The sequence below is a fragment of the Pantoea sp. genome, from assembly GCF_028283705.1.
Classification (GTDB): domain Bacteria; phylum Pseudomonadota; class Gammaproteobacteria; order Enterobacterales; family Enterobacteriaceae; genus Pantoea.
Genome location: NZ_JAPWKD010000003.1, coordinates 52,882 through 78,183, shown reverse-complemented (window position 1 = coordinate 78,183; position 25,302 = coordinate 52,882). Strand labels below are relative to the sequence as shown.

24 protein-coding genes are annotated in these 25,302 nt (G+C 51.7%); 4 read left to right on the top strand and 20 right to left on the bottom strand.

Features of this window, described 5'->3' with window-relative positions:
- Nucleotides 1-160: 160 nt before the first annotated feature.
- Nucleotides 161-1,432 (bottom strand): 4-aminobutyrate--2-oxoglutarate transaminase, encoded by a 1,272-nt coding sequence (locus PW844_RS02980; protein ID WP_299447037.1) that lies wholly within the window; start codon nucleotides 1,430-1,432, stop codon nucleotides 161-163.
- A gap of 112 nt (nucleotides 1,433-1,544) precedes the next feature.
- On the opposite strand from PW844_RS02980, the gene PW844_RS02975 reads away from it, so the two are divergent.
- Nucleotides 1,545-3,071 carry a PLP-dependent aminotransferase family protein gene (locus PW844_RS02975; RefSeq protein WP_299447034.1) on the top strand — a complete coding sequence of 509 codons (1,527 nt, stop codon included), beginning with the start codon at nucleotides 1,545-1,547 and terminating at the stop codon, nucleotides 3,069-3,071.
- The gene (locus PW844_RS02970; RefSeq protein ID WP_299447031.1) at nucleotides 3,055-3,978 is read left to right on the top strand and encodes a LysR family transcriptional regulator; all 924 of its coding nucleotides are present in this window, start codon (nucleotides 3,055-3,057) and stop codon (nucleotides 3,976-3,978) included. Before PW844_RS02975 ends, PW844_RS02970 begins: the two co-directional genes overlap by 17 nt.
- A gap of 17 nt (nucleotides 3,979-3,995) precedes the next feature.
- Here the strand turns inward: PW844_RS02970 and PW844_RS02965 are convergent, their stop codons facing one another.
- The 14 genes from PW844_RS02965 to PW844_RS02900 form a co-directional block, all read right to left on the bottom strand.
- Complete coding sequence (locus PW844_RS02965) at nucleotides 3,996-4,373, bottom strand: RidA family protein (protein WP_299447028.1); 378 nt, start codon at nucleotides 4,371-4,373, stop codon at nucleotides 3,996-3,998.
- Between the two features lie 83 nt (nucleotides 4,374-4,456).
- Entirely contained in the window at nucleotides 4,457-5,791 is a 1,335-nt protein-coding gene (locus PW844_RS02960) for an MFS transporter (protein ID WP_299447025.1), read from the bottom strand.
- A gap of 53 nt (nucleotides 5,792-5,844) precedes the next feature.
- Nucleotides 5,845-6,456: an RraA family protein gene (locus PW844_RS02955; RefSeq protein WP_299447022.1), complete on the bottom strand. Its 612-nt coding sequence runs from the start codon at nucleotides 6,454-6,456 to the stop codon at nucleotides 5,845-5,847.
- Complete coding sequence (locus PW844_RS02950; protein ID WP_299447020.1) at nucleotides 6,453-8,156, bottom strand: thiamine pyrophosphate-binding protein; 1,704 nt, start codon at nucleotides 8,154-8,156, stop codon at nucleotides 6,453-6,455. Before PW844_RS02950 ends, PW844_RS02955 begins: the two co-directional genes overlap by 4 nt.
- 407 nt (nucleotides 8,157-8,563) lie before the next feature.
- Nucleotides 8,564-9,829, bottom strand: a complete 1,266-nt coding sequence (locus PW844_RS02945; protein ID WP_299447017.1) for a Zn-dependent hydrolase — start codon at nucleotides 9,827-9,829, stop codon at nucleotides 8,564-8,566.
- 14 nt (nucleotides 9,830-9,843) lie between these two features.
- Nucleotides 9,844-11,337: an aldehyde dehydrogenase family protein gene (locus tag PW844_RS02940; RefSeq protein ID WP_299447014.1), complete on the bottom strand. Its 1,494-nt coding sequence runs from the start codon at nucleotides 11,335-11,337 to the stop codon at nucleotides 9,844-9,846.
- Between the two features lie 11 nt (nucleotides 11,338-11,348).
- Nucleotides 11,349-11,645: a putative quinol monooxygenase gene (locus PW844_RS02935; protein ID WP_299447011.1), complete on the bottom strand. Its 297-nt coding sequence runs from the start codon at nucleotides 11,643-11,645 to the stop codon at nucleotides 11,349-11,351.
- Nucleotides 11,646-11,665: 20 nt separating this feature from the next.
- Nucleotides 11,666-12,397, bottom strand: coding sequence for an ABC transporter ATP-binding protein (locus PW844_RS02930; protein ID WP_299447008.1), 732 nt, complete (start codon nucleotides 12,395-12,397; stop codon nucleotides 11,666-11,668).
- Nucleotides 12,375-13,100 carry an ATP-binding cassette domain-containing protein gene (locus tag PW844_RS02925; protein WP_299447006.1) on the bottom strand — a complete coding sequence of 242 codons (726 nt, stop codon included), beginning with the start codon at nucleotides 13,098-13,100 and terminating at the stop codon, nucleotides 12,375-12,377. Before PW844_RS02925 ends, PW844_RS02930 begins: the two co-directional genes overlap by 23 nt.
- A complete protein-coding gene (locus PW844_RS02920) occupies nucleotides 13,097-14,113 on the bottom strand; it encodes a branched-chain amino acid ABC transporter permease (RefSeq protein WP_299447003.1) in 1,017 nt (338 codons plus the stop codon). Before PW844_RS02920 ends, PW844_RS02925 begins: the two co-directional genes overlap by 4 nt.
- On the bottom strand, nucleotides 14,110-14,976 hold the full coding sequence (locus PW844_RS02915) for a branched-chain amino acid ABC transporter permease (protein WP_299447000.1): 867 nt from the start codon (nucleotides 14,974-14,976) through the stop codon (nucleotides 14,110-14,112). Before PW844_RS02915 ends, PW844_RS02920 begins: the two co-directional genes overlap by 4 nt.
- Nucleotides 14,977-14,987: 11 nt before the next feature.
- Nucleotides 14,988-16,052 carry an alcohol dehydrogenase gene (locus PW844_RS02910; protein ID WP_299446997.1) on the bottom strand — a complete coding sequence of 355 codons (1,065 nt, stop codon included), beginning with the start codon at nucleotides 16,050-16,052 and terminating at the stop codon, nucleotides 14,988-14,990.
- A 1-nt stretch (nucleotide 16,053) separates the two neighbouring features.
- Nucleotides 16,054-17,283, bottom strand: a complete 1,230-nt coding sequence (locus PW844_RS02905; protein ID WP_299446994.1) for an ABC transporter substrate-binding protein — start codon at nucleotides 17,281-17,283, stop codon at nucleotides 16,054-16,056.
- A gap of 118 nt (nucleotides 17,284-17,401) precedes the next feature.
- Complete coding sequence (locus PW844_RS02900) at nucleotides 17,402-18,583, bottom strand: substrate-binding domain-containing protein (RefSeq protein ID WP_299446991.1); 1,182 nt, start codon at nucleotides 18,581-18,583, stop codon at nucleotides 17,402-17,404.
- Between the two features lie 161 nt (nucleotides 18,584-18,744).
- Between PW844_RS02900 and PW844_RS02895 the strand changes: the two genes are divergently transcribed.
- Both PW844_RS02895 and PW844_RS02890 read left to right on the top strand, forming a co-directional pair.
- Nucleotides 18,745-19,164, top strand: coding sequence for a MarR family transcriptional regulator (locus PW844_RS02895; protein WP_299446988.1), 420 nt, complete (start codon nucleotides 18,745-18,747; stop codon nucleotides 19,162-19,164).
- A 288-nt stretch (nucleotides 19,165-19,452) separates the two neighbouring features.
- On the top strand, nucleotides 19,453-19,629 hold the full coding sequence (locus PW844_RS02890; protein WP_299446985.1) for a hypothetical protein: 177 nt from the start codon (nucleotides 19,453-19,455) through the stop codon (nucleotides 19,627-19,629).
- Nucleotides 19,630-19,699: 70 nt separating this feature from the next.
- Here PW844_RS02890 and PW844_RS02885 read toward each other — a convergent pair whose 3' ends face one another.
- The 5 genes from PW844_RS02885 to PW844_RS02865 all read right to left on the bottom strand — a co-directional run bounded on the left by PW844_RS02885 (nucleotide 19,700) and on the right by PW844_RS02865 (nucleotide 25,167).
- On the bottom strand, nucleotides 19,700-20,557 hold the full coding sequence (locus tag PW844_RS02885) for a MurR/RpiR family transcriptional regulator (RefSeq protein WP_299446982.1): 858 nt from the start codon (nucleotides 20,555-20,557) through the stop codon (nucleotides 19,700-19,702).
- Nucleotides 20,557-21,528 (bottom strand): ABC transporter permease, encoded by a 972-nt coding sequence (locus PW844_RS02880; RefSeq protein ID WP_299446979.1) that lies wholly within the window; start codon nucleotides 21,526-21,528, stop codon nucleotides 20,557-20,559. Before PW844_RS02880 ends, PW844_RS02885 begins: the two co-directional genes overlap by 1 nt.
- Before the next feature lie 34 nt (nucleotides 21,529-21,562).
- The gene (locus tag PW844_RS02875; protein ID WP_299446976.1) at nucleotides 21,563-23,065 is read right to left on the bottom strand and encodes a sugar ABC transporter ATP-binding protein; all 1,503 of its coding nucleotides are present in this window, start codon (nucleotides 23,063-23,065) and stop codon (nucleotides 21,563-21,565) included.
- Nucleotides 23,066-23,084: 19 nt separating this feature from the next.
- Nucleotides 23,085-24,122, bottom strand: coding sequence for a substrate-binding domain-containing protein (locus PW844_RS02870; RefSeq protein WP_299446973.1), 1,038 nt, complete (start codon nucleotides 24,120-24,122; stop codon nucleotides 23,085-23,087).
- A gap of 64 nt (nucleotides 24,123-24,186) precedes the next feature.
- On the bottom strand, nucleotides 24,187-25,167 hold the full coding sequence (locus PW844_RS02865) for a TIM barrel protein (protein ID WP_299446970.1): 981 nt from the start codon (nucleotides 25,165-25,167) through the stop codon (nucleotides 24,187-24,189).
- Nucleotides 25,168-25,302 lie beyond the last annotated feature (135 nt).

The following is a 25,302-nucleotide window of genomic DNA, read 5'->3' as shown; positions in this document are numbered from 1 at the left end:
CGGGTTAACAAGGTTGAGTAAGGGGGTATTCCATCTGATGAAGGCATAGCCGTCAGACGCTAAAGGGCTTCAACAGGTTTTACGGGCAGTGCAACCACTGCCCGAATGGAATATAAGAGGCTGCCGTACCAGGTGTATTTAACACTATCTGGCAACCTGGTCAGACGCTGCCCAATACACTCGACAAAATATCCATTGCCTGAGCAAACTGCTTATCCGGGATGGTTAGCGGATACAGAAAACGAATGACGTTGCCATATGTCCCGCAAGTAAGCAGCAGCAGGCCTGCATCAAGCGCTTTTTTCTGCACCCGTTTCGCAACCTCCGCTGAGGGTTCACCCGTTGCAGGGTCGCAGAACTCTGCGGCAACCATCGAGCCTCTTGCCCGAATATCGATAATCGATCTGTTTTGACGTTTTGCGGCTTCAAGCACACCGGTCAACGCTTCTCCAAGCCGTTGTGCACGTTCACACAATTTCTCTTCTTCAATAGCATCGATCACTGCATGAGCAGCAGCAATGGCAAGAGGGTTTCCTGCATAGGTACCCCCCAGGCCACCAGCCCCTGGTGCATCCATAACCTCGGCACGTCCTGACACCGCAGAGAGTGGCATCCCGCCCGCCAGACTTTTGGCCATGGTCATCAGATCAACACGCACATCCGGGTAATGCTCCATCGCGAACATTTTACCGGTACGGGCGAAACCGGCCTGAACCTCATCGGCAATCAGCAGAATGCCGTGCTGATCGCAAATCCCACGCAGTGCCTGCATGAAATCATCCGGCGCAATATTAAATCCGCCCTCACCCTGCACCGGTTCAAGAATGACAGCGGCAACCTGTTTAGGATCGATATCGGATTTAAAAAGATATTCCAGACTCTTTACTGCATCCTGGGTACTGATGCCATTCAATGCATCCGGGAAGCGTGCATGGAAAATGGATCCCGGGAATGGTCCAAAACCCAGTTTGTAGGGAGCGACTTTTCCGGTTAATGCCATGGTCATGTAAGTACGGCCATGAAACCCACCACCGAATGCGATGACACCCGGGCGACCGGTATACGAACGCGCAATTTTAATCGCGTTCTCAACAGCTTCTGCACCTGTGGTAAAGAAAGCCGTTTTGCAGGGCCCCTCAACAGGTACTCTGCTGTTAATTTTCTCGGCCAGAGAGACATAACTCTCGTAAGGCACAATCTGATATGCCGTATGAGTAAAACTTTTCAGCTGCTGCTCAATCGCCTGCACCAGCCGGGGATGCCGATGTCCGGTATTCAGAACCGCGATGCCCGCAGCAAAGTCAATAAACTCACGGCCTTCCACATCCCAGAGCGTCGCATTCTCCGCACGCTCGGCATAAAAATCACACATGACCCCGACTCCGCGAGGAGTCGCTGACAGGCGACGGCTATTCAGTTCTGAATTACTCATTGTGACCCTCTCATGCTGAATAAAGTACTTTGACTGACTGCGTATTGATGATTATATAGCCTTAAATTGGTTCCATGTTCGAGAGCCAGTTGGTGATATTTTAGGGGTCCAATTGAAATCCTTGAAAGGTGATTTGCTGCTACAGCGACTGGCAGAGAATACGAGCGGAAAACTTTACACTCGTCTGTACAACGTGATTCGGATGACTATCCTCGATGGCAGCCTGTCTCCTGCTACACGCCTGCCTCCTTCCAGAGATTTGGCTCAGGAACTGGACGTGTCACGTAATACGGTTATCAAGGTTTATGACCAGCTACTGGCCGAGGGATATATTGTTTCCAAAGCGGGCAGCGGGACATACGTGGCTGAAAGCGTGCCAGATACGCTGTTAAACACGGTCACCCTTGCTCCGCTGGTCAGTCAGACACCGGCAAAATCGGTCCTGTCAGTGCGCGGAAAACATCTCCTCGAACGGGCCAGCGCCAGCGCCAGGCAATGGGGACCTTTCATGCCGGGTGTGCCTGATGTGACAGCCTTTCCACACAAGCTTTTCAGTCGTTATCTGACGCGACTTAATCGTGATCCCATGCCATCCCAGCTGACTTACAACAGCCACCCTGGCGGTGAGAAGACATTACAGCAGGCATTAGTCGAATACTTACGTGTATCACGTTCGGTCCATTGCCGGCCTGAGCAGATCCTTATCACTGAAGGGATCCATCAGGCGCTGGACCTGGTGACCAGAATGCTGTGCAATCCCGGCGATTATGCCTGGGTGGAGGAACCGGGATACTGGGGGATACGTAACATTCTGCAGATGAATGACGTGAATATCTGCCCGATACCCGTTGATGAATCAGGAATGGTCCCCCCCGATGAATTGTTAACGGCTCCTCCGCGACTGATTTTCGTTACACCGTCACATCAGTACCCTCTCGGTTCGGTCATGAGTCTGCCACGCCGACAACAATTACTGGCAATTGCACGAAAACTGGGAAGCTGGCTGATTGAAGATGACTACGACAGTGAGTTTCGTTTTTCCGGTCATCCTATCCCCTCATTACAGGGACTGGAGACAGAAACACCCGTAATCTACATTGGCACCTTCAGCAAAACGCTTTATCCGGGACTGCGTCTGGGCTATGTGGTGCTGCCTGAGACACTGGTAATGCCCCTGGTTACCGCGCATGGCGAACTTTATCGTGCGGGGCATCTCCTCACCCAACGTGCACTGGCGCAGTTTATCGATGACGGTCATTACAGTGCTCATATCCGGCGCATGCGGCTGCTTTATGCGAAGAGACGTAGCTTTCTGACCGCGTTGATTGAGCAGCACCTGGGAAAAGATGCCCTGCATCCTTTTACCAGTAATGCCGGACTGCACCTCATCCTCAGACTTCCCGAAAACATTGATGACATCGCTATAGCTGCAGATGCCAATCAACAGGGCGTGATGGTGCGCCCGCTCTCCCGTTACTATCTCGGGTCGCAGAAATCATGCGGACTGCTCATGGGTTTTGCGTCACTTCCCGAACAGGAAATGGCTGAGGCGTTCAGCATTCTGATGCAGTGTATTCACCAGCATCAGCCATCCATACCAGCGTTAAATCAGGACGAATGCAATGACACAAATTCATGATCGTCTGGACTGGAATCTGTTAAGAACCTTTCTGGCCATCGTGCAGGAAGGAAGCATCAGCCGGGCAGCACACAGGCTGCATCTTTCACAACCCGCGGTCAGCCTTGCTCTCAAACGTCTTGAAGAAAGGCTTGGCGAGTCTCTGATAATAAGAACCGGAGCAACGTTCTCACTGACCACTGCCGGTGAGATGGTGTATCAGGAGTCTCTCGCTATCTACGGAAGCATCGCGCGCCTGTCACTCGCCGTGCAGGATATCCCCCATGACCTCACCGGCACCGTTCGCTTCGCCCTCGTGTCCGGGGTGAACAGTGATATCGTCGATGACGTGATTACGCGATTTCACTCGCTCCATCCACGAACAACGTTCGAGATAACCACCGGATCCAGCACTGATGTACAGCATGCATTACTGCATCATCATGCCGGGCTCGGAATATCACTGAGACATAAACAGGTCGCCGGGCTGGAGAATACGCCTTTACTGCATCAGCGTTATTTTCTCTTTTGCGGCAGAAGCCATCCACTCTTTGGTCAGCAGGATCTGAAGGTAGAAGATCTAAGGCAGGAAAAGTTTGTCTCTTTTGCCAGTGAGCAGCTGGACGGCGTCCTGGCTTCATTAGCCCTTTTCCGCGCTCAGCAATCCCTCGAAGGTCCGTTAGTTGGCATCAGCTCAAGTGTCCATGAAGTGAAGAGAATGATCCGCTGTGGTTTAGGGATTGGCGCATTACCCGAACATATGGTTGCGGAAGATATCCGCTCGGGTCAGTTATGGAAACTGCCACCTAATGATGGCATCGCCCAGATCACGCTGTACCTGATGTGGAATGACGCGCTGAAATTCAATAAGGCCGAAGAGGCGTTTCTCAGCTATCTGAAGGAAGCCCTGCACAGCGCGGGATATTAATCCCACGCTTCTGCCGGTTATTTATCGGCGACTAACTCGGCAATACAATCAATCTCCAGTGTGACTCCCCATAGCGCAACACAGACCGTTGTCCTGGCGGGTGGCGCATGGCCAAGCAACTCAACATAGACACGATTAAAGGTTTCCAGCTGAGAAGGATCGGTGAGATACCCGTTCACTTTAATCACATGATCAAAGTCGGATCCGGCAGCGCGCAGATTAGCTTCAAGATTTAACAGGGTTTGTCTGACCTGACGCTCAAAATCTTCAGGTTGTTGCCCAGAACTGTCTGTTGGAATCTGGCCGGCAGTAAAGACCAAATTGCCGCTGACAACGGCTTGTGAATAGGGGCCAACGGGAGCGGGAGCATCCGGGGCCGCCGAAATACGCTTCATATTTTTTCCTTCAGCTGGCGGGCAAGTTCCCTCACCCACATTAAAAATGCAGCAGGTTCAGATGCCCTGAGCCTGCTGGTGAGTTACCGGGAAGGTGCCTGCACCTTTTTCAGATCGCGTTTGAATGTCTCAGACAGCAAAAGCAGAGCCAGCAGGGAAATCAGTGCCGAACCAATCAGGTACCAGGCGACTGAGGATCCTTTACCCGTCCAGGATAACAGTGCGGTGGTGACAATTGGCGTGGTTGCACTACCCAGCAAGCCGGAAAGCATGTACGCAACCGACAGGCCTGAATAGCGCACCCGGGTTCCGAACAGCTCAGCGAGAAAGGTCGCGATTGGACCATAATTGGCGGCAAAGGCTGTCATCAGCAGGCCGTAGCCCAGGAAGACCAGTGGCAGCGATTTGGTATCCATCAGCATAAACATCGGGATCGCTACCACCGCTTCGGCAACGATACCGGCGATGATGACGGGCTTACGCCCAATGCGATCGGACAGGGCACCAAATGCAGGCAGTAATACGATACAAAGTGCGCAGGAAACCAGCACAACTGAGAGCATCTCCGTGCGGCTGAAACCTAAGGTCTGTGTGCCGTAAGTGAGGCCGAATGCCACAATGATATTGAACGAGGATCCTGTCGACATAGTAGCGACACCGCCGAGCAAAACCTGTTTCCAGTGCTTACGTGCAATTTCAAACAGGGGAACCCGCACCTGTGGTTCGCTTTCTTTTGTTTCTTTGAATACCGGCGTTTCATGGATATTGAGACGAATATACAAACCGATCGCAATCAGCAAGGCACTGGCCAGGAACGGAATACGCCAGCCCCAGTGCAGCAGATCTTCTGGTGATAAGAATGCCGCAATGGCGAGGAACGCCAGATTGGCTAACAGCGTACCGACTGGCACCCCAATCTGCACCCATGAACCATATAAACCTCGTTTGGTTTTGGGAGCGTGTTCAACCGCCATCAATACTGCGCCCCCCCACTCGCCACCCAATGCCAGCCCCTGGATCAGACGCAGCGTCAGTAGGGAGATGGGTGCCCAGATACCAATCGATGCATAATCAGGCAACAAACCGATGGCAAAAGTTGACAGGCCCATCGCCAGAAGTGAAATCAGCAGCATGGATTTACGGCCAAGCCTGTCGCCAAAATGACCGAACAATGCCGCACCAAAAATACGTGCACCATATGCAGAGGCAAATGTGCCAAACGCCAGCAGCGTCCCAATTAACGCATCGAATGACGGGAAGAAAATCTTATTAAATACCAATGCAGATGCTGTGGCGAAAATAAATAAGTCATACCACTCAACCGTTGTTCCAATAACACTGGCAACGGCAACCTTACGCATATTCACTTCAGGGGGTGCATCTGGCAACACAGTATCAAAATCTACTGAGCTCGTCATACCTTGTCTCTCCAAAGGTTGGATTACGCGAGAATATTTACCTGGATATGTAGTCAGAGGCCATAAATATCAGCCAAACTTATTCCCTGTTTTAGTTTTTCTATTATTAACGGCTCTTGCCTCTGAATCTCTAACGCCTGATTCAGCAGGTCGGCTATTTCCTTTTTTGAAAGTGCAAGCACACCATTTTCATCGGCTAAAATGATGTCACCGGGATTAACCACCACGCCCGCACAGGTTACTTTTTTATTAGCTGCTCCACCTGTTTTTCCCCGTTTAGTGGTTAAAGGGGAGCGCCCTTTGCACCAGACAGGAAATTTCGCAGAAATAATGGCCGAAATATCGGTGATGTAACCATCCAGAATAACGGCGGCAATACCGGCCTGTTGTGCCGCCACCGTCATAACGGCTCCCCAGCACGCATGATGATTATCATTAAGACGTTCGATAACCAGCACATCACCTCTGCGGGCTTCCTGTAATGCTAATGGCAAACTGTAGCTGTCATCTTCCGGCAGCGAGACCGTCAGCGCAGGCCCGCAGATACGGACATCTGGCAATATGCATTGCAGCTGAGGAGTCATAAAACCATGACTGATCATGTGTCCGATAGTTGCTGTTTCCACGCTAAGTAATGCTGTCAGCAAATCATCCTCAGAACTCATTGCGCGCGACCTTCCAGCGCCTTGCGCTGAATATCGCTGAGCAACATACCCGGTGAGATCCCGTTGCTGTCATAGTGCAACTCCAGAATGGCAGGACGCTTTTTCTTTTCCGCGAACAGTAATGCTTCCCGGAACGCTGCTTCAAAATCCTCAGTACGATCGATGACCCTGCCATAGCCTTCATAGGCATCTGCGAGACGTGCAAATTGTGGGTTAGTAAATCTCAGAGCGGTCTCACGCCCGGGAAAATCACGCTCCTGATGCGCCCGGATTGTGCCCCACATGCCGTTATTGAACACCAGCACCACAATGCCTACGTCATACTGCAGGGCCACACCCAGCTCCTGCATATTCATCTGGAAGCAACCATCGCCGGCGAAACAGATTGAGGGTTGGTCCGGGTTTTCCAGCTTGTAGGAGACTGCCGCTGGCAGACCGTACCCCATTGACCCCACTGTCGGAGCCAGTGAACTGCCATGCCCACGAAACGGGATATAGCGATGCGGATAGAGCGCATAATTGCCTGCTCCGACGGTGATACACCCCCGGCCTTCCAGCACACGTCCCACCGTTTCCGCGACCCGATCCAGACTCAGTTCTCCCGGAGATGGCAAAGGTTTAAGTGTATTAAGCCAGGCTTCACGGGCGCGACAACGCCGATCAGCCCAGACCGGTACAGAAGCAGGTTTCAGATTGCTTAACGACGCCGCAAAGCCATTTACACTGGCATTGATGGCTAAATCAGGTCGATAAACCCGCCCCAGCTCTTCCGGATCCGGGTACACGTGGATGAGTTTTTGCTGAGGTTTTGGCGAGGAAATCCAGCTGTAGCCTTCGCTGGTGGCTTCACCTATCCGGGTACCCACCGCAATAATCAGGTCACTGGATACCAGCGTCTGGCGCAATGCATCATGCATCGCAAAACCAACATGGCCGACAAACTGTTGATCGTGCTGGTCATAACATTCCAGGCGACGCCATGCGACACCGACGGGCAAATCAAATCGGGACGCAAAAGCGCTGATTTGCTGTTGTGCTTCTTCAGTCCATCCACTTCCCCCCACCAGCAGGAGGGGACGCTTCGCCTGTTCAAGATGAGTGGCAAGCTGAGACAGTGATTCTGCACCCGGCCAGGTTTCCAGACGCGTTCGCGCCGGAACAACAGGTGCATCGGACTCGCCCCACAAGACATCTTCAGGCAGAGCTAACACGACGGGGCCAGGCCGCCCGCTGGTTGCGATGGCATAAGCACGGGCGACGTATTCCGGAATTCTGTCAGTCCTGTCAATCTGAGCCACCCATTTGGCCATCTGACCAAACATGCGGCGGTAGTCAATTTCCTGAAATGCCTCACGCTCAATAAAATCATTACCTACCTGTCCGACGAATAAAATCATCGGGGTCGAGTCCTGATATGCGGTGTGCACCCCGATTGAAGCGTTTGTTGCACCAGGACCTCGGGTCACCATGCAAATGCCGGGTTCACCGGTCATTTTCCCGTAGGCTTCAGCCATGTATGCCGCACCACTCTCCTGGCGACAGACAATCGGTTGTATTTGATCACTGTGGTCATTAAACGCATCAATACAGGGAAGGAAACTTTCACCAGGGACAAGAAATACTCTCCTCGCGCCCTGTTCTCGCAGTTGCTCTAATACAATCTGACCGCCATTTCGGGAAACGACTTCTGACACCATCATTCTTCACTCCGGAAATAATTAAAAAATAACGCGGAAATATCAAATAATAGTGCTTTGAATTAAATATCCAGCGTTGTATTTGACAATAAATTTACGCCTGAGAGGTAAATAGTCAACTTTAAGGTTTTAATAGCAGCTATAAATTCAATTAATATGCAAAGGCATTTATTTTCACCAGTACAGTGCATTAAATTATCTCGCAACACCAAATAAGTGCAATCAGTGCACTATTATCAGGCGAATATAAAATCAAAAAACGTAGGATGTAAAAAATGAGCGATACCGGACTCATGGCAGTCTTTAAATTAACGATGCTGAAGAAAGGAATGGCAGGATGAATATCTTCCCGGCATGGAGATAAATAGGGAGAGAACAGAAAATAACACCCTGCTCTCCCGCTTAGCTAATTACATGCCCGCACGAGCAGTAACCGCTTTGAATAAGACGTTGGCACCCTGCTCCGCATGTTCCGGTTCAATGCTTTCAGCCTCATTGTGGCTGATACCGCCAGCGCAGGGGATAAAGATCATTGTTGTCGGACAGTGTTTGGCAATATGAATCGCATCATGCCCGGCCCCACTGATCATACGTTGATGGGTATAACCAGATGCTGTGGCCGCCTCGTTAACCAGTGCGACGCAGCTTTCATCAAAGGGCGTGGCAGCACTCAACCAATGCTGCTTAACGGATACCTGTACACCGCGTCTTTCGGCAACCGAAGCCAGACTCTGGCGGCAGGCCTGGTCAAATTGCGCCAGAACAGCATCATCCGGATGGCGCAAATCCACAGTGAAGACAACATTTCCCGGAATCGTATTACGCGAGGCGGAAGAAATAGTGAGTTCACCGATCGTCAATAAGCCCTCAGGGGCAAAGCTTTTTGCAACGTCTTCCAGTGCAGCAGCCATTGATGCCACGGCTAAAAAGGCGTCAGTCCGGTTTTGCATCGGCGTGGTCCCGGCATGCGCCGAGTTACCTGTTACGGTAACATCCAGCCAGCTGATTGCCTGTCCTCCCGTCACGACACCAATGACCAGGTCCCGTTCCTCAAGCACCGGCCCCTGCTCAATATGTGCTTCAAAATAAGCGTTAAAGGCACGTCCCAGCGGGCTATCGCCTGTCCAGCGCTCTTTTTCCAGCGAAGCGGCAACGCTGATACCTGACGCATCTAAGCGGGCCAGTGCATCTTCGAGTGGCATAATCCCGGCAAAAACGGCTGACCCCATCATGGCGGGTGTAAACCGGGCACCTTCTTCATTGGTCCATACTGCAATTTCAATGCTGCGTTTGGGTTGCAGACCGGCATCGTGCAGTGTGCGGATCACTTCCAGTGCGGCAAGTACCCCATAAACCCCATCAAACCGCCCGCCCTTCGGCTGTGTGTCCAGGTGGCTCCCCATGACGACCGGGTCAAGTTCAGGATGGGTCCCTTCCAGACGGCAAAACAGATTTCCTATCGCATCGGAAGTGACGGACATTCCCAGCAACTGGCAATCCGCGATGAATTTCCTGCGCCCCTCACTGTCCTCAGCAGATAGCGCCAGTCGGCTATTTCCACCTTTATCGGTTGCGCCAATAGCCGCCATTTCCATCAGGTTGTGCCATAAACGCGCACCATTGATGGTGAGGCTGCTTGCGGCACTCGAATCTGTGGGGTTCTGGTTAAGTTTCATTTCTGCCTCCTTGCTTAAAGTGCCACACCGACCGAACGCAGTTCGGTATACAGCTCAATCGCTTCCCACCCCATTTCCCGGCCCCAGCCAGACTGTTTAAAGCCGCCAAAAGGCAAAGCAGGATCAATGACGTGATGCGTATTAATGCCGATGGTTCCGGCTTTCAGGCGTTTTGCGACGCGATGGGCACGGCTGATATCACGTGTGAATATGCTCGCCGCCAGGCCATAAATTGAGTTGTTCGCCTGAATGACAACATTCTCTTCCTGCTCATCGGTAAAGCGGATCACACACAATACCGGGCCAAAGATCTCTTCCTGAACAACACGCATCTGATTGTGGGTATGGTCCAGGATTGTCGGCTCGACATAAAAACCGGCCCCATTCCAGCTACTGCCCCCGGTTAATACGGTCGCTCCTTCTTCAATACCCGATGCGATGTACTCACAGACGCGCTTCTGTTGTTCTTCGGAAACAAGCGGTCCCATTTGTGTGTCCGGATTCAGTCCCGGCCCCATTTTTAAGGCGCGGGCGTGACTGACAAGTCCTTCCAGCACCCGATCGGCCACATCGTTATGCAGATAGAGGCGGGTACCGGCCGTACATGTCTGGCCCATGTTGTAAAAAATACCTGAAGCGATAGCGGATACGGCTTTCTCAATATCGGCATCACCATAAACGATCATCGGGGATTTACCGCCCAGCTCCAGGGAGATTTTCTTCAGGTTAGTGCCTGCGGCAGCAAGGATTTTCTTACCCACTTCCGTTGAACCTGTGAAGGCGACTTTGTCCACATCGGGGTGTTCAGCCAGCGCGGCACCGGCTGTTTCACCATATCCGGTCACAACGTTGAATACGCCAGGCGGAAAGCCCGCTTCCGCCACCAGCTCGGCCAGACGCAGTGCAGTCAACGGGGTCTGTTCAGCCGGTTTCAAAACAATCGTACAGCCTGCTGCCAGCGCGGGGGCGACTTTCCATACCGCCATCATCAGGGAAAAATTCCAGGGAACGATCTGACCACACACCCCGACAGGGGTTCTCAGGGTATAGGCATGAAAAGGTGCACCTGATGACAACGGGATAGTCTGACCATTGATCTTGGTGCTCCATCCCGCCATGTAACGCAGCAATTCATAACTGAAAGCCACATCCCCCCAGCGCGCATCGTTAAAAGGTTTACCGTTATCCAGCGCCTCAATCTGGGCCAGTTCATCAGCATGCTCTTCCACCAGATCACCCAGGCGCCACAGCAATTTACCTCGCGCGGAAGGCGACATGTCTGCCCATTCACCATGCTCAAAGGCATTCCGCGCAGCGGATACCGCACGATCAATATCCGTACTCTCACCCGCCGGGACGGAGGTGAAGCTACGGCCATTGGCAGGGTTAATGACCTCTATTGAGCCTCCCGCTACTGCGCTGACCCATTCGTTGTTAATAAACAGCTTATGTTCTTTGTTGACGAATACGGCAGCTGCCGGGCTGAGTAAATCCAGTGAATCAGTCATGTTCTCTACGCTCATTTTGTCGATACCTCATTTGCCGTAACCAGAATGACGTCAGCCGCCAGAATCGGTTTGGCTATGTCAAAAAAACGCGCCACTACAGCGGAATTGTTATGTGTATCCATTGCGCCTGCATCGGTAAAGCGCTCGTAAGTGGTGAATACACAGGGATTGCTGCTGTCCTGTGAGATGTAAAATCCCTGTGTGCCGGGTTCGTTTTCCCTGACGTGAGCCGCCACTTCCAGCAACGCATCGGCCATTACCCGCTCATAACCTGCCTTCACTGTGATTACCGCAGTGATACTTATCATGTCGAACTCCTGTTGGGGATTCAGGCACCGAGCCCGTTAAATTCAGCAACCCAGTTGCTGTCCGAAAGAACGGCGGGATCCATGGGATCCCCCATTTCACCACGGCGTAACAGAAAGACCCGTTCCGCCAGCTGGCTGATAAACGTCAGATCCTGTTCAACCAGAATGATGGAGAGGCCATTACGCCCGGCCAGTTTTTGTAACGTCTCAGCAATTTCGTCACAGATAGAGGGTTGGATGCCTTCGGTAGGCTCATCAAGCAGGATCAGTTGTGGTTCACTGCACAGACAGCGCCCCAGGGCCAGAATCTGTTGCTCTCCACCACTCAGCACACCACCTGCGCGGGTCAGGATGGGTTTCAGCCGAGGGAGATCCTCAATAACCTCTTCAATTTTCTGACGTGCCGCGTGAGCCGGGAGATGTATCGCCCCCATTTGCAGATTCTCAGTGACACTCAGTGCAGGGAAAATTTGTCGTCCCTGCGGCACAATACTGATCCCCATACGCGCCCGGCTTTCAGGACGAAGTCGGGTAATATCCTGCCCGGTAAAATGAATGCTCCCACTGCTGGCCGGAAGGTGACCCATGATGGTTTTCAACAGCGTGGTTTTCCCCATGCCGTTATGTCCCAGAACCCCCACCAGCTCGCCGTTATAAAGGGTAAAATCAACATCAAACAGCACGGGAATGGACCCGTAGCCGGCATGCAGTTTCTGCACCTTAAGCAACTCAGGCCGCATGAGATTTGCCAAGATAGACCTCCCGTACCCGCTGGTTGCTCATAATTCCCTCGACGTTATCCTCGGCGAGAATTTTCCCCTGATGGAAGACGGTGACTGTCTTCCCAATCTGGCGGATAAAATTCATGTCGTGCTCGACAACAACCAGCGCATGACGCTGGTTTATCTCCTGAATGATTTCAGCCAGGCGGTTAACCTCTTCACCTGTCATCCCCGCAGCGGGTTCATCCAGCAGGATCAGCGGCGGGTCGCTGGCAATGACCATCGCCAGTTCCACCAGCTGGCGCTGACCGTGAGCCAGTTTGTCCACGATCTTATTGGCGAGGGAGGTGATCCCCACCCGCGCCATCGCTTCCTCCACCTTTTCATTACGCTCAGCGGGACGGGCAATATCGCGCAGACCCAGCCAGACATTTTCCCGGGCAGATAAGCCTTCAAAGAGGTGGGGAATCTGCGTCTTGATGCCAATTCCCTGTCGGGCAATCTGGAAACGCTCAGATCCCACCATCGGTTTCCCGTTGAATACAATGCTGCCGCTGGAGGGGCGCTGGACACCGGTCAGACAACGGAAAAAGGTCGTTTTCCCGGCACCGTTCGAGCCGATCAGGCAGCGTAGTTCGCCACGGCGCAACGTGAAGTCGATGTTATTCAGTGCCCTGACGCCACCAAACTGCACACTGACGCCCGTTGCCTGTAACAGAATTGGATTGTTCATGATCGGCTCACCACCGTGGCTGAAGGCGTTCTGGCACGGATGACAGGTAACCGCTCAAGAAGCGTTGGCAGTAAACCTTTGGGTAACAGCAGCACAAAGAGGATCAACACACTGCCCAATACAATATTGGGGTCAATCCATCCCAGTGTGCCGAGATACGCTGTCAGTCCCTGCAGTATCAGGCAGGCCAGAATCGGGCCGAGTAATGTACCGACGCCACCTACCACCACCCAAATCAGCACCTGAGCACTGTTGGATAAGCTGAATACCGTGGGGCTGACAAAAACTGAGTTGGCAAAAAGACAACCCGCCAATCCTGCCAGACCCGCACCAATGGCAAACATATACAGCTTGATACGGCGTGAGTCGTAACCCAGCAGTTCCGCGCGCGCTTCGTTTTCACGGACACCAGCAACTGCCCGACCAAACCGTGAACCGACCAGCCATTTACACAGCATGTAACCCGCAACCAAGGCACAAACCGCCACCATGAACACAACATCAGGAGAAAGTGGCACAGCGGGATTAAATGGCATATTCAGGGGTGGCGTGTCCGGCATGCCGTTGAACCCACCTAATCTGGCTTTACCGATATGCCAGGCATCACCGGAAGTACTGTTCGCCAGTTTAAAAAGGATGAGTGTTACGGTGAGGGTGATGACGCCAAAATAGATGTCACTGAGACGTCCATAAAAGACGAAATATCCCAGGATCAATGCGAACAGCATTGGCGTAGCAATGGCAATCGGTACTGCCCAGGTTGAGTCGCCAAAATTAATGCCAGCGACAGCATACCCATAGGCACCCAGGCCAAAAAACATGGACTGACCAAAACACAGAATACCGGCATGCCCCCAGATTAACGCCATGCTCAGCGCGAAAAGCGCCAGGCTGACATAAATCGTGGCATTGATGAGTGAATACAAATCCATCACAGCAGGCAGCACCAGAAGCACAACCATTCCTGTAATCAGCGCCGCAATATTGCAGGATGTTGTCGAAGTGAGTTTCATGATGCCCCCCGGAAAATTTTACCGGTTATACCTGTTGGCAGAATGCGCAGTAACACCAAAGCCGCAGCCAGCAGTGCGATATCGCCAAAGATTGGATTGCTCAGGAAGGTGGTCACCGTGCCTATAGAACCAAGCAAGGCAGCGCTCAGTCCGGTGCCCGTTATGACGCTGGCTCCACCGGTAATAACCGTAATGAATGCTTTCGAGACATACGCCGCCCCCATGGTAGGAACCACACCCGAAAGCGGTGCCAGCAACGCACCGGTTAAACCACTTAAGGCAGCACCCAGCGAGAACGTCATCGCGAACACTCTTGAGCGATTAATCCCCATCGATGCTGCCATTTCGGGATTCTGCATCGTTGCACGGGCAATCAGCCCCAGCCGTGTGTAACGCAGCAATGCATATCCGCCCACCAGCAAAATCAGGCAAACCACTACCATCAGCTGGTTGTACAGACTGATACTGAAGCCCGCGAAATCGACGCTGCCCAGGGGGGCGGAGATACCCTGAACACGATTACCAAACAACGTGGTTGCCAGTCCGGTTAACAACAGACTCAACCCCCAGGTCGCCAGCATGGTGTACACCATTCGCCCGTATAGATGACGAATAATGATCCGTTCAATGATCATCCCCAGAACGCCCACCACACAGGGTGCCACCACCAGAATGGCAACCCAGACATTAATGCCTGCGTTTACGGCAAAAATGCTGGTAAAACCTCCCAGCATAATAAATTCACCGTGGGCGAGGTTTATCACGCGCATCATGCCAAAAATGACCGCCAGCCCTAATGAAACCAGGATTAACTCCGCAATTGAGTCAACGATTTGAATTATCGTAAGCAGCAGATAATGCATATTCAGGCTCCTCAGGGATTCAGCACGATACGACCGACGGCTCTGCCAGTACGCAGATCGTCTAAAGCTTGCGGTAAACAGCAAAGCGGCCGTTGAGTGATGGGTAATGCACTCAATCCCCCCTGAGAGGCCAGACTGATAAGCTGTGTCAGCTCATCGAGGCTCCCCGTATAACTGCCGGTGAGAGAGAGCGCTTTGAAAGGCAGCAAAGGGATGCGCAGCGTAGTTTGCCCCCCCTGCAATCCCACGAGGATGATGCGAGAGCCTTTTGCTACCGCGCTGATTGCCATCTGCACGGTTGCAGGATTACCGACAGTATCAATGACACCGTGCAGTCGATGTTGAGCCAGCGATTTCAGCGCGTTGTCAGGGTCAGCACTGTTGCGGGTATTGAGTACATGCTCCGCCCCGAGCTGTCTGGCGGCTTCCAGCCTGTCATCCGCTATGTCACAGGCAATGATTCGGGTAAATCCCAGCTCTTTCGCCAGAGAAACAGCGCTCAGCCCTAATCCTCCCATACCGATAATCGCCAGTGCAGAGTCAGGTTTCATTGGCTGCAATTGCCGAAGCGCACTGAAAACAGTCAGCCCTGAACAGGCCAGCGTACTGGCCCAGGCGGGATCCAGTCCGTTGATATCGAGCAGATATTTCCCGTCAGGTACCACAACATGTTCGGCATACCCACCATGACGGAAGATGCCCAGCGATTGTGACTGTTCACAGTGGTTATCGTAGCCACCTTGACAGGTCGCGCACTGACCACAGCCAATCCAGGGGTAGATCAGTCGTTGCTGGCCGATCAGCGTTTTGTCAGCCTCCGCGCCTACCGCCACAACTTCACCGACAATCTCATGCCCCATTACCAGCGGCATGGGCATTGTGCTGTCAGCAAAGTTTATTTTTTCACCGTTACCCAGATCCTGATAGCCATCCTGAATATAGACATCGGAATGACAGACACCCGCGTGCGTCACTTTTACCAGAACGTCCTGCGCACGCAGCTCAGGTAGAGGGTGTGTCACCGCAACAGGCTCGCCGCCATAGTTCTGCAGCTGGAAACTCTGCGAGAGCATCATGTCAACCCCCGGCCTTAATGACATATTGCTGGTTGTCGTCCGGATGCGTGAGCAGATTACAGACTGCTGCCGTATCGGAAGGCGGTTGCTGAGGGTAGGTTTCGAGAATGTTCCAGGCGCCGTTTTTGACCTGCCCCAGATAGATATCAACGGTGAAATGATGCGTCGCCGCATCCAGGCGAGAAATGCCGCCAGGACCATCTACCGTTGATCCTTTTTCCAGTGCCTCAATCAATGGCATGCGTTCTACTGAATTGGCGACCCGGACGCCATTAGCCCAGTGCATCACGGCATACCAGCCATCAATGGCGGTTTCGTTGATATAGGGCGTTTTATTGCCGAACTTCGCCTGCAAACGTTGCAGGAACTGCTTATTAACCGGCGTATCCAGCTCCTGAAAATAGGCATAGGCTGCAAGGATGCCTTCGCTCTCTTTGGGTGTAAGAATGCGGTTTTCATTGCCAACACCAAAGTCGCTGGAGGCAATCGGAATTTGCCCGACCATCCCTGCGGCCGCCCATTGCCGGAAGAAAGAGATATGGTTGCCCCCCACTAACAGTGAAAACACCATGTCAGGTTTGGCGTCCTGGATTTTTTTGATGGTGGTACCGAAGTCGGTGACATCAAGGGGAAAGAACTCAGTAGCGACAACTTCCGCACCGGAATCTTTCGCATACTTGCTCACCCAGTCAGCGGAGATATGACCAAAGTTGTAGTCAGCCGCGATGACGTAAATCTTTTTACCCCACTGCTTCACGGCATAGGGAACTATGCGGGCAACCGTTTGCGCGGGTGTGGTGCCGATTTCAAAACTGTTGCGATCGCATACCCCACCTTCATAAAGCGAGGGATAAAAATAAGGCGTTTTATAGCGGCGCAGGATAGGACGAATGGCCTCACGCGAGGCACTGGTCACGCCACCAAACACAGCCGACACGCGGTCGCGGGTCGCGGCCTGGGTCGCAAACTGCGTGTAATACTGGATATTGGACTGCGGATCATACTTAACCAGCTCTACCGGGCGGCCAAGCAGTCCACCCTGATTGTTGATGTCATCAACGGCCAGTTCAACACAGTTCATCACCGGCTGGCCGTAGATATCCAGTCCACCTGACTGATCAAAAATCGCAGCAATTTTTATGGGTTCTGCAGCCTGCACTTTACTGATAAAGGGCACTGCAGCGAGCGATAACATACTGTTTTTTAATAAGCTACGACGTGAAATTGCCATCTTGCTCTGTTTCTCCCCTGCCAATGTAAGCAACAGCCGGGCATGATCGCCCCTGCGCCAGGAGGAATTAACCTAACAAGTTATATTTCACTTTTCAAATATAATTAACGTTACTACTTTATGTTTCTTCCTGAAGCGAGGTCACGATGTTGAAGTGAACACCATCCGCCTCCGCTAAATACATGGTGGGATTGGATTTTCCTGAAGTAATACGTTGCTGTCCGCGGACGCTGTGGTAGGTAAGTCCTTCGAAGACCGCCGTCAGTGAATGCAGTGAAAGATCACCGGCGCGTTCAGCTAATGCGGCAAAGAAATGAATGGCGTCGTAGCATGACTGACTTAATACGCCCTGTATCGGTGCAGAATGGCCATAGGCTGCCCGATATTGATCCATAAAAGCGCGATTTTCAGGGGTGGTAAGTGCATTGAAGTAACTGGCTGCACAATAAAGGTTACGGGTGTGCTGAGAGCCAATTCCCAGCAATGTGTTTTCCTCAATGGAGCCAGAGAGTCGGAGAATCTTTTTGTCGAGTCCCGCCGCAGAAAACGCCCGGTTAAACAACACACAATCTGAACCAACCAGGGACTCGAAGATCACATCGGCGTCTGAGGCTTCAATACGCTCAATCATGGTCGAGATATCGACCTGGCCAAGACTCAGATAATCCTCCCCGACAACTTCTCCACCGTGTGACTGTATAAGCTGTCTGACCGTTTCATGGGTAGCCCGCGGCCAGATATAGTCATTACCGACGATATGCCACTTGTTGACTCCGTGGTGCTGCATCATCCATTCGATTGCAGCAGGGAACTGTTGCTGGGGTGTGTCACCAATAGCGAAAACACCGGGGGTCGTTTCTCCGCCTTCATAAAGAGGAGCAAAAACATAAGGAACGATACCTGCAAATGCATTACGCAGAGCAACGCGTACGCTGGAAAGATGTACACCAATCAGTGCATCTATCTGATTATCGTTAACCAGCTGCCAGCAGCGGGCGACTACATCTTCAGGGTCGCCGCCAGCATCCAGGGCAAAGAGTTCAATTTCGCGGCCAAGCACCCGCTTGCCACGGTTGATCTCCGCTGCCGCGAGTACCGCACTGTACTGGCAGGACGGCCCCCAGATGGCATCAGATCCATGAAAAGGAACCAGTAATCCGAGACGTAAAGGTTGTGATTTGTTCTGCCGGGTTTGCTGAATCTGATGGCGTTCAGGTGACTTATCTGCGTGTAAAGCTGGGGTTCGTTGCCAGGCATATCTTGCACTAACGGGGAACGCTCCGGTGTTTAAGCTGAACATGGATGGATCCTCCGCTGGGCAAAAGTTAAAACTAATGCAAAAAGCGTGCTAACTGATATTGATGTTACAGGTTTGTGATTGACCTCGCACAGGATGACCTCGATCTCATGAAGTGCTAAAGTAGCGCTATCCAACGTTATGCGAACATGAGCTGACTCATCATGTCGGACAAGCCCTTAAACGAATATCTCGCCCATCTTCTGGTACAGGCTAATCGCCGCGTAAACCGCCAGCTATCGCTCGAGGGAATTACGCTTGAACACTGGAGAGCACTGAAAGTGATCGCTGATCAGGATGGCGTGACTATGCGCGAGCTTTCTGATGAGTTAATGCAAAACTTCCCGACACTGACAAAAATCATCGATAAGATGGTACTGGAAGCCCTCGTCTATCGTCGCCCGGACGAACAGGACCGCCGTAAAGTCCGTTTATATATTTCCGATAAGGGAAAAGCGGTTCTGGAGCAGCAGAACAGCCGTGTAAACGATCATCAGGATAAACTCGAAGACGCTTACGGCAGTGACGAAGCTCAGATGCTTAAACAGATGCTGGAACAATTTCTCAAGGCAGGAAATGATTAATTTTGAACAGATTTCCTGACGTTGTCCCAGCACAGACAGCAAGAAGCATCAACACACCTTTTGGTACGGATGCTGTTGAATAATTCTTCATCCGTCAGGGTTCTCAATAACGACATTTGGCAGGATATGCCACAATTCTTTATGTTATTGAGGAAACAAACGATGCCTGCGTCCCAGTAGGGCTGGAGAACCTATTTCCTCAACAAAAAATTCAATACCTTCCTTATGAAATCTCATCTCTCAGGCACTTCACTTATCCTGGCCGGGGGAATGACGCATGACCGGGCAGTGGAAATGATCAATGCCGGTGAGATTGATCTTGCCGCCTTCGGCGCAAATTTTACCAGTAACCCGGATCTGGTGAAGAGAATGCATGACAGCCTCCCCTTAACACCACCGGACCCGAATACTTTCTACGGTGGAGACAGCACAGGCTACATAGATTACCCGGCGTTCACTGCCTGACTTTGGCATTCTGGTTCCGCAGATGCCGGCCTCTGTGGAACCATCGGTTGAAGGGCCTCGATCGTGGATGTCAAAACTCACGTAAATCCTGAACTGCATGCTGAGTTTTCATTAAATTCTGCTCGGCCCGCTTCGGATCTTTTTTAGCAATCGCCACAAACAACGCATCCAGAATATTAAGCTGGGCAATACGCGAGGCAGCATTTTCGCCCAGAAGGTGTGAGCCCTGAGAGGTGGAATTGAGCACCACATGAGCGTTGCGTGCAATCGGTGACTCAGCATAATTGGTAATGGCAATCACTCTGGCACCATTGCGCGCCGCCAGTTTAACTGGATCATTAACGGCGCGTGTCGCTCCCGAGTGGCTAATCGCAATAACCACATCATCATCAGATAACACCGCCGCAGACATCAGCATAATATGTGCATCATCATAGGCCGTCGATTTAATGCCTATTTTGAGCATTTTATGCGACAGATCCTGAGCGACGGTTGCCGAGCCACCTACTGCATATAAATCGATATAGCGCGCTTTGGCGATGATATCCGCTGCACGATTAAATGCAGAAATATCGAGAATCGACAGCGTTTCTTCCATCGCCTGGATAGAGGTTCTGAAGACCTTCTCCAGTAATTGCTCCGACGAGTCATCAGGTTCAATTTCCGCATGCAAGCCAGCAACTTCAGACTCATTATAATAAACCAGACTGGTTCTGAAATTTCTGAATCCGGTGAAGTTTAGTTTTTTCGTAATCTTCACCACCATCGCTTCCGAGACATTATTTTCCTGCGCAATCTCTTTCAGAGAAGTTTGCTCAGTAATATCTGTTCGGCTGGTAATTGCCTCAACTACACGGCGTTCCAGCGGTGTCAGCTGTGGTAAACGCATGCGGATTTGAGCACCAATGGCTCGTGGATCTTGCTTCATTACCTGCCTCGGGTCGCGCGGTCAATCAACATCGCTATGATAATAATAAGCCCCGTCGCAAGCAATTGATAAAACGCCTGAATATTCAGCAGAGTCAAACCATTACGTAGCGCGCCCAGGATAATGACCCCGATGATGGTGCCAAAGATACTGCCCTTACCGCCCATTAGCGAAGCCCCGCCGATCGCGGCCGCCGCAATTGCATCCAGCTCCCATAAATTACCAATGGTCGGTTCTGCTGCACCAAGACGACCAATCAGAATCAGCGCTGCCAGGGATGCCAGCACCCCGGAGATGACATAAACCGTGACTTTGGTGCGTTTAACCGGCACCCCCGCCACGCGCGCAGCCTCTTCATTGCCACCAATCGCCAGAATATATTCACCCAGTGGGGTTTTATTCATCACCGTCCACAATACCGCTGCGATCACAGCCACAATGACAATAGGCGTAGGCACACCGAAGACCGTGCTGTTGATAATGCTTCGAAACTCCATCGGAATACCAAACACCGGGTTACCACCGGTGTAGATCAACGCGATGGCGCGAAACAGTGAGAGGCCACCGAGGGTGACGATGAAGGGTTGCAACCCGGCATAAGCAATCAGCGAGCCGCTAAATATGCCGCAGATCGCGCCAATGCCCAGGGTCGCCAGAATCGCCAGCGGAACCGGGACACCCGCCACCATCATGGTTGCCCCTAAAACGGCTGACAGCGCAGCAGTGGGGCCAACGGACAAGTCGATCCCACCAGAAATAATAACCAGCGTCATCCCTAGCGCAATGAGAGCGTTAATTGATGATTGCTGTAAAATATTCAGCAGGTTGGGTACGGTAAAAAATACCGGGGACAGAAAAGAGAATGTCACAACAATAATCAGCAGGCCAATTAATGTTCCGGCGTCACGCACATTAAATTTCAGCAGCAAGGAGGTGGGCAACATCGCCCGGTTATTTGTCTGTGTCATCATGATTTATGGCCTTGAAATAAGTCAGCAGAAACGATCAGACGGTGTGATCGACATCTTTGATTGCAAAGCGGGCAATGTTATCTTCCGTTATGTCATTGCCAGTTAATTCTTTCGTGATCTTCCCTTCCCTCATCACCAGAACGCGGTCAGAAATACGGATAATCTCCGTCATCTCAGAAGAGACAACGACAATCGCTTTGCCTGACTTTGCCAGTTTCTCAATTAGATTATAGATTTCTGATTTTGCACCAATATCAATTCCCCGGGTTGGCTCATCAAATAAAAATACCTGCGTATCGGCAGCAACCCAGCGCCCGATAATCACCTTCTGCTGATTACCGCCACTGAGCGTACCTATTGTTTTTTCAATATCGAGTGGGCGTAATTTCAGATCGCTCATTACCTCATGAGCCACCCGATTGAGTTTGAGTTTATTGATCACCCCTGCCAGCGTGAAGTTGCGCATTGACGGCAGCGCCATATTCAGTTTGACGGCACGCTGTTTGATAATGCCTTCTTTTTTGCGGTCTTCAGGTACCAGACCTATTCCAGCCTTAATTGCAGCAGTGACGTTATGATTACGTACGGCATTGCCGTTAACCAGTATCTTGCCACCGGTGCGTTTATCAATACCGGCAATTAATTTCAGCAATTCGGTACGCCCCGCCCCCACCAGACCGGCAATGCCGAGCACTTCCCCTGCCCGAACCGTGAAATTTGCCGGTAATACGTCATTACCGCGTGCCAGATCCTCAACGCGCAGCACTTCGCGATCGGTAGCATACGAGTTGTGATCCAGCTTCTCGATTTTGCGACCGACCATTTTGGCGACAATGCTTTCTTCATTTTCATCACAGATGTTGACAACACCCACCTGCCTTCCGTCACGCATGATGGTAGCCCGATCACACACTTTGAAAATTTCATTCATTTTGTGCGACACATAGATCAAAGAAACGCCCATCGATTTCAGGTCGGAAATCAGTTCCGCCAGGCGATCAAACTCACGAGGTGTCAGGCTGGAGGTGGGTTCATCCATCGCGATGATTTTGGCCTCATCCAGCATTGCGCGCGCAATCTCGACAATCTGCTGCTGCGACACTTTGAGATTTTTAATCGGCGTATTGGGATCAATCGTCGGGTCTAACTGCTTGAGAATCAGCCTGGCACGCGCTTCCTGCGCCTTTCTGTCTACCCACAGACCATTCGCTTTAGTCAGTGGGCGGCCCAGAAACATGTTCTGTGCGACGGAGAGTTCAGGAACGTGCTGCAACTCCTGATGAATCATCGCGATACCGGCATGGCGCGCACTGAGAGGGTTTTTCATCTGGATCTGCTGACCATTGACGCTGATTACGCCACTATCAGCTTCACGCACCCCGGAAAGGATATTTAGCAATGTGGATTTCCCGGCGCCGTTCTCACCAATTAATGCGTGTACCTCGCCAGGCTTCACGGAAAAATCTACATCCTGTAAAGCAGCAGCATTACCATAGGTCTTATTAATGCCGCGCATTGTTAAGCGAAACTGTTCCATAAACTCTCCGCCTGACTGATTACTGGGTCAGCAGCTGACGCAGTTTGGTATTGTCTTTGGTCGAAAACGCCTCAACGTTCTCTTTGGTAATCAGGGCCTGCGGGGTGGAGACCACGCGAGAAATTTTCTGGCCGTTAATTAACCGAATCATCACGTCCATCGCCACTTCACCGGTCAAAACCGGGAAACTATCCACGGTGCCGGTCAACTCACCGCGTTTAATCGAAGCGTAGGCATCCGAAATACCGTCGGTGCCAAAAATCGCCACCTGGTCTGCCTTATTCATAGAACGCACCGCCTCCACCACGCCCAGTGCCATGGTGTCGTTATTGGCATAAAAACCGATTAAATCCGGATGCTGTTGCAGGATGGTCGAGGCGGCGTTGTATGCCTGCTCGCGGCTCCAGTTCGCCGGAACACTGGCGACGATAGTGAATTTTCCGTTACCCTGTAACGTCTCTTTAAACCCGGCAGTACGCTGGCCAGCAGCATAAACACCTGGCTGTCCTTCAATCACGGCCACCTTTCCGCCCTGTGGATGGTGCTGAATAAACCATTTCGCCACCCGCACCCCGTTATCTTTTTGCACGTTACCGACGTAATACGGCGCATTTGGCATGACCGCATCGTTGACGTTAACCACCGGGATTTTTTTACTGATAGCGCTTTCCAGCGCCGGTTCAAGGTTGATATCGGTTTGCGGCGATACCAGCAGGCCATTGAAGCCTTGCGAAATCAGGGTTTCCGCAATCGAAAGCTGCCCCAGTTGATCATCCTCATTGGCCGCCGCCTGATAGGCCACTGTGAAGCCATACTTTTTCGCTACGTTCTGATAACCCTCACCGAGGGAGCGCCAGTATTCGTTGGTCAGCGTTTTCGAGACACCACCAATTTTTAGCGCTTTATCAACTTTCGGCAGCGGGCCATATTTGCTATCAAGTTGCGTCCAGTCGGTGCGATCCGGTTCGGTATCCGATTTTAATGGTGTTAAATCAGTGGCATGTACGCTGGCACACAACAGGGAGGATGTGAGTAAGGTAAGGAATAATTTTTTCATGTTTCAGCCTTTTATTATCAGTATGTCGGGTACAGGTTTTTCTGGCATTCAACGCTGGCCGCGACTAACGCGCCAGCATGATGTCATTGACTATTTGCTGGGAAGCAACCGCATCCTGACGACTGATCGCCCCCAGTAACTTCTCGTTATTATTTAGCTTTTCACACAGTTTCAGCAGATGGGTGACGGTCGCAATATTGGTTTCCGCTTCACGAATGGGGTCCAGGCCACTGGCATCCGGGAAGGTGTCAAAGTAGTAAGCCCCCTGATAGCCATCGCGCTGCATCTGCCAGAGAAACTCCAGCGTTGCGCGGGGATTGACTGAACCGGCCATCAGGCCATCATCGCGTTTTCCCCAGCCATCATTCAGATCCAGACCTAACAATCGTGAACGACGTGCCACCATTGCCGCAGCGTAAGCCGGGATTTCATTGGCAAAGAGCACATGGGCAAAATCCAGGGTTATCCCGAGGTTTGGGCAGCCCGCCTCCTCTACTGCCAGCAAACAGGTTGTAGCGTTCGGGAAGATGCTGTAGGCACGCGGTTCATTGGGTTTGTATTCGATACTGACATCGATATCCGGTGCATATTCAGCGACCTCACGCACTGCATCGACGGCGTCTTCCCAGATTTTTTTGTAGTCAGCCTGGAAGCAGTAATCGAAACCATCCTGCCCCATCCACAATGTCATCAGTTTCGACCCAAATTCACGTCCGGCATCGATTCCTCGTTTCGTCAGCTCAATCGCTTCACGACGAATTTGCGGGTTCGGATTAGTAAAGGCACCGATTTTGAACTGCGGCGCATCCCAGCGCATTTGCATGCCATTGACTGCCAGCCCTGCATCAGCAATCGCCTGACGCATGGTTTTAATATCACTGGTGATGTGCTGTGGGTAATTCAGGTCAAGATGCGTTAATCCCTTGACTTCCCCTGCACGGGCAATCATTTGCAGGACAGAGGGTTTTCCCTGTAAGTCGGGCCAGTATAGGTGTGCTCCAGAGGCGAAAGAGTTAAGGCGCGTGGCAAATTTCAGATCAGACATAGGAGCAATCCTTCAAAAGGCATTGTGATGTACTTTCTTTGTTCACGATATATTGTGAAGTTGATTAGAATCTACATCTGCCTATTTAATTAGCAAGGGGGATTATTCAGCAAAGTTACGTTTTGCGATGCGGTT

Coding starts and splice junctions, on each gene's coding strand:
- PW844_RS02980 (WP_299447037.1), bottom strand. CDS start 1,432: ATGAGTAATTCAGAACTGAATAGCCGTCGCCTGTCAGCGACTCCTCGC.
- PW844_RS02970 (WP_299447031.1), top strand. CDS start 3,055: ATGACACAAATTCATGATCGTCTGGACTGGAATCTGTTAAGAACCTTT.
- PW844_RS02965 (WP_299447028.1), bottom strand. CDS start 4,373: ATGAAGCGTATTTCGGCGGCCCCGGATGCTCCCGCTCCCGTTGGCCCC.
- PW844_RS02960 (WP_299447025.1), bottom strand. CDS start 5,791: ATGACGAGCTCAGTAGATTTTGATACTGTGTTGCCAGATGCACCCCCT.
- PW844_RS02955 (WP_299447022.1), bottom strand. CDS start 6,456: ATGAGTTCTGAGGATGATTTGCTGACAGCATTACTTAGCGTGGAAACA.
- PW844_RS02950 (WP_299447020.1), bottom strand. CDS start 8,156: ATGATGGTGTCAGAAGTCGTTTCCCGAAATGGCGGTCAGATTGTATTA.
- PW844_RS02945 (WP_299447017.1), bottom strand. CDS start 9,829: ATGAAACTTAACCAGAACCCCACAGATTCGAGTGCCGCAAGCAGCCTC.
- PW844_RS02940 (WP_299447014.1), bottom strand. CDS start 11,337: ATGACTGATTCACTGGATTTACTCAGCCCGGCAGCTGCCGTATTCGTC.
- PW844_RS02935 (WP_299447011.1), bottom strand. CDS start 11,645: ATGATAAGTATCACTGCGGTAATCACAGTGAAGGCAGGTTATGAGCGG.
- PW844_RS02925 (WP_299447006.1), bottom strand. CDS start 13,100: ATGAACAATCCAATTCTGTTACAGGCAACGGGCGTCAGTGTGCAGTTT.
- PW844_RS02920 (WP_299447003.1), bottom strand. CDS start 14,113: ATGAAACTCACTTCGACAACATCCTGCAATATTGCGGCGCTGATTACA.
- PW844_RS02915 (WP_299447000.1), bottom strand. CDS start 14,976: ATGCATTATCTGCTGCTTACGATAATTCAAATCGTTGACTCAATTGCG.
- PW844_RS02910 (WP_299446997.1), bottom strand. CDS start 16,052: ATGATGCTCTCGCAGAGTTTCCAGCTGCAGAACTATGGCGGCGAGCCT.
- PW844_RS02905 (WP_299446994.1), bottom strand. CDS start 17,283: ATGGCAATTTCACGTCGTAGCTTATTAAAAAACAGTATGTTATCGCTC.
- PW844_RS02900 (WP_299446991.1), bottom strand. CDS start 18,583: ATGTTCAGCTTAAACACCGGAGCGTTCCCCGTTAGTGCAAGATATGCC.
- PW844_RS02895 (WP_299446988.1), top strand. CDS start 18,745: ATGTCGGACAAGCCCTTAAACGAATATCTCGCCCATCTTCTGGTACAG.
- PW844_RS02885 (WP_299446982.1), bottom strand. CDS start 20,557: ATGAAGCAAGATCCACGAGCCATTGGTGCTCAAATCCGCATGCGTTTA.
- PW844_RS02880 (WP_299446979.1), bottom strand. CDS start 21,528: ATGATGACACAGACAAATAACCGGGCGATGTTGCCCACCTCCTTGCTG.
- PW844_RS02875 (WP_299446976.1), bottom strand. CDS start 23,065: ATGGAACAGTTTCGCTTAACAATGCGCGGCATTAATAAGACCTATGGT.
- PW844_RS02870 (WP_299446973.1), bottom strand. CDS start 24,122: ATGAAAAAATTATTCCTTACCTTACTCACATCCTCCCTGTTGTGTGCC.
- PW844_RS02865 (WP_299446970.1), bottom strand. CDS start 25,167: ATGTCTGATCTGAAATTTGCCACGCGCCTTAACTCTTTCGCCTCTGGA.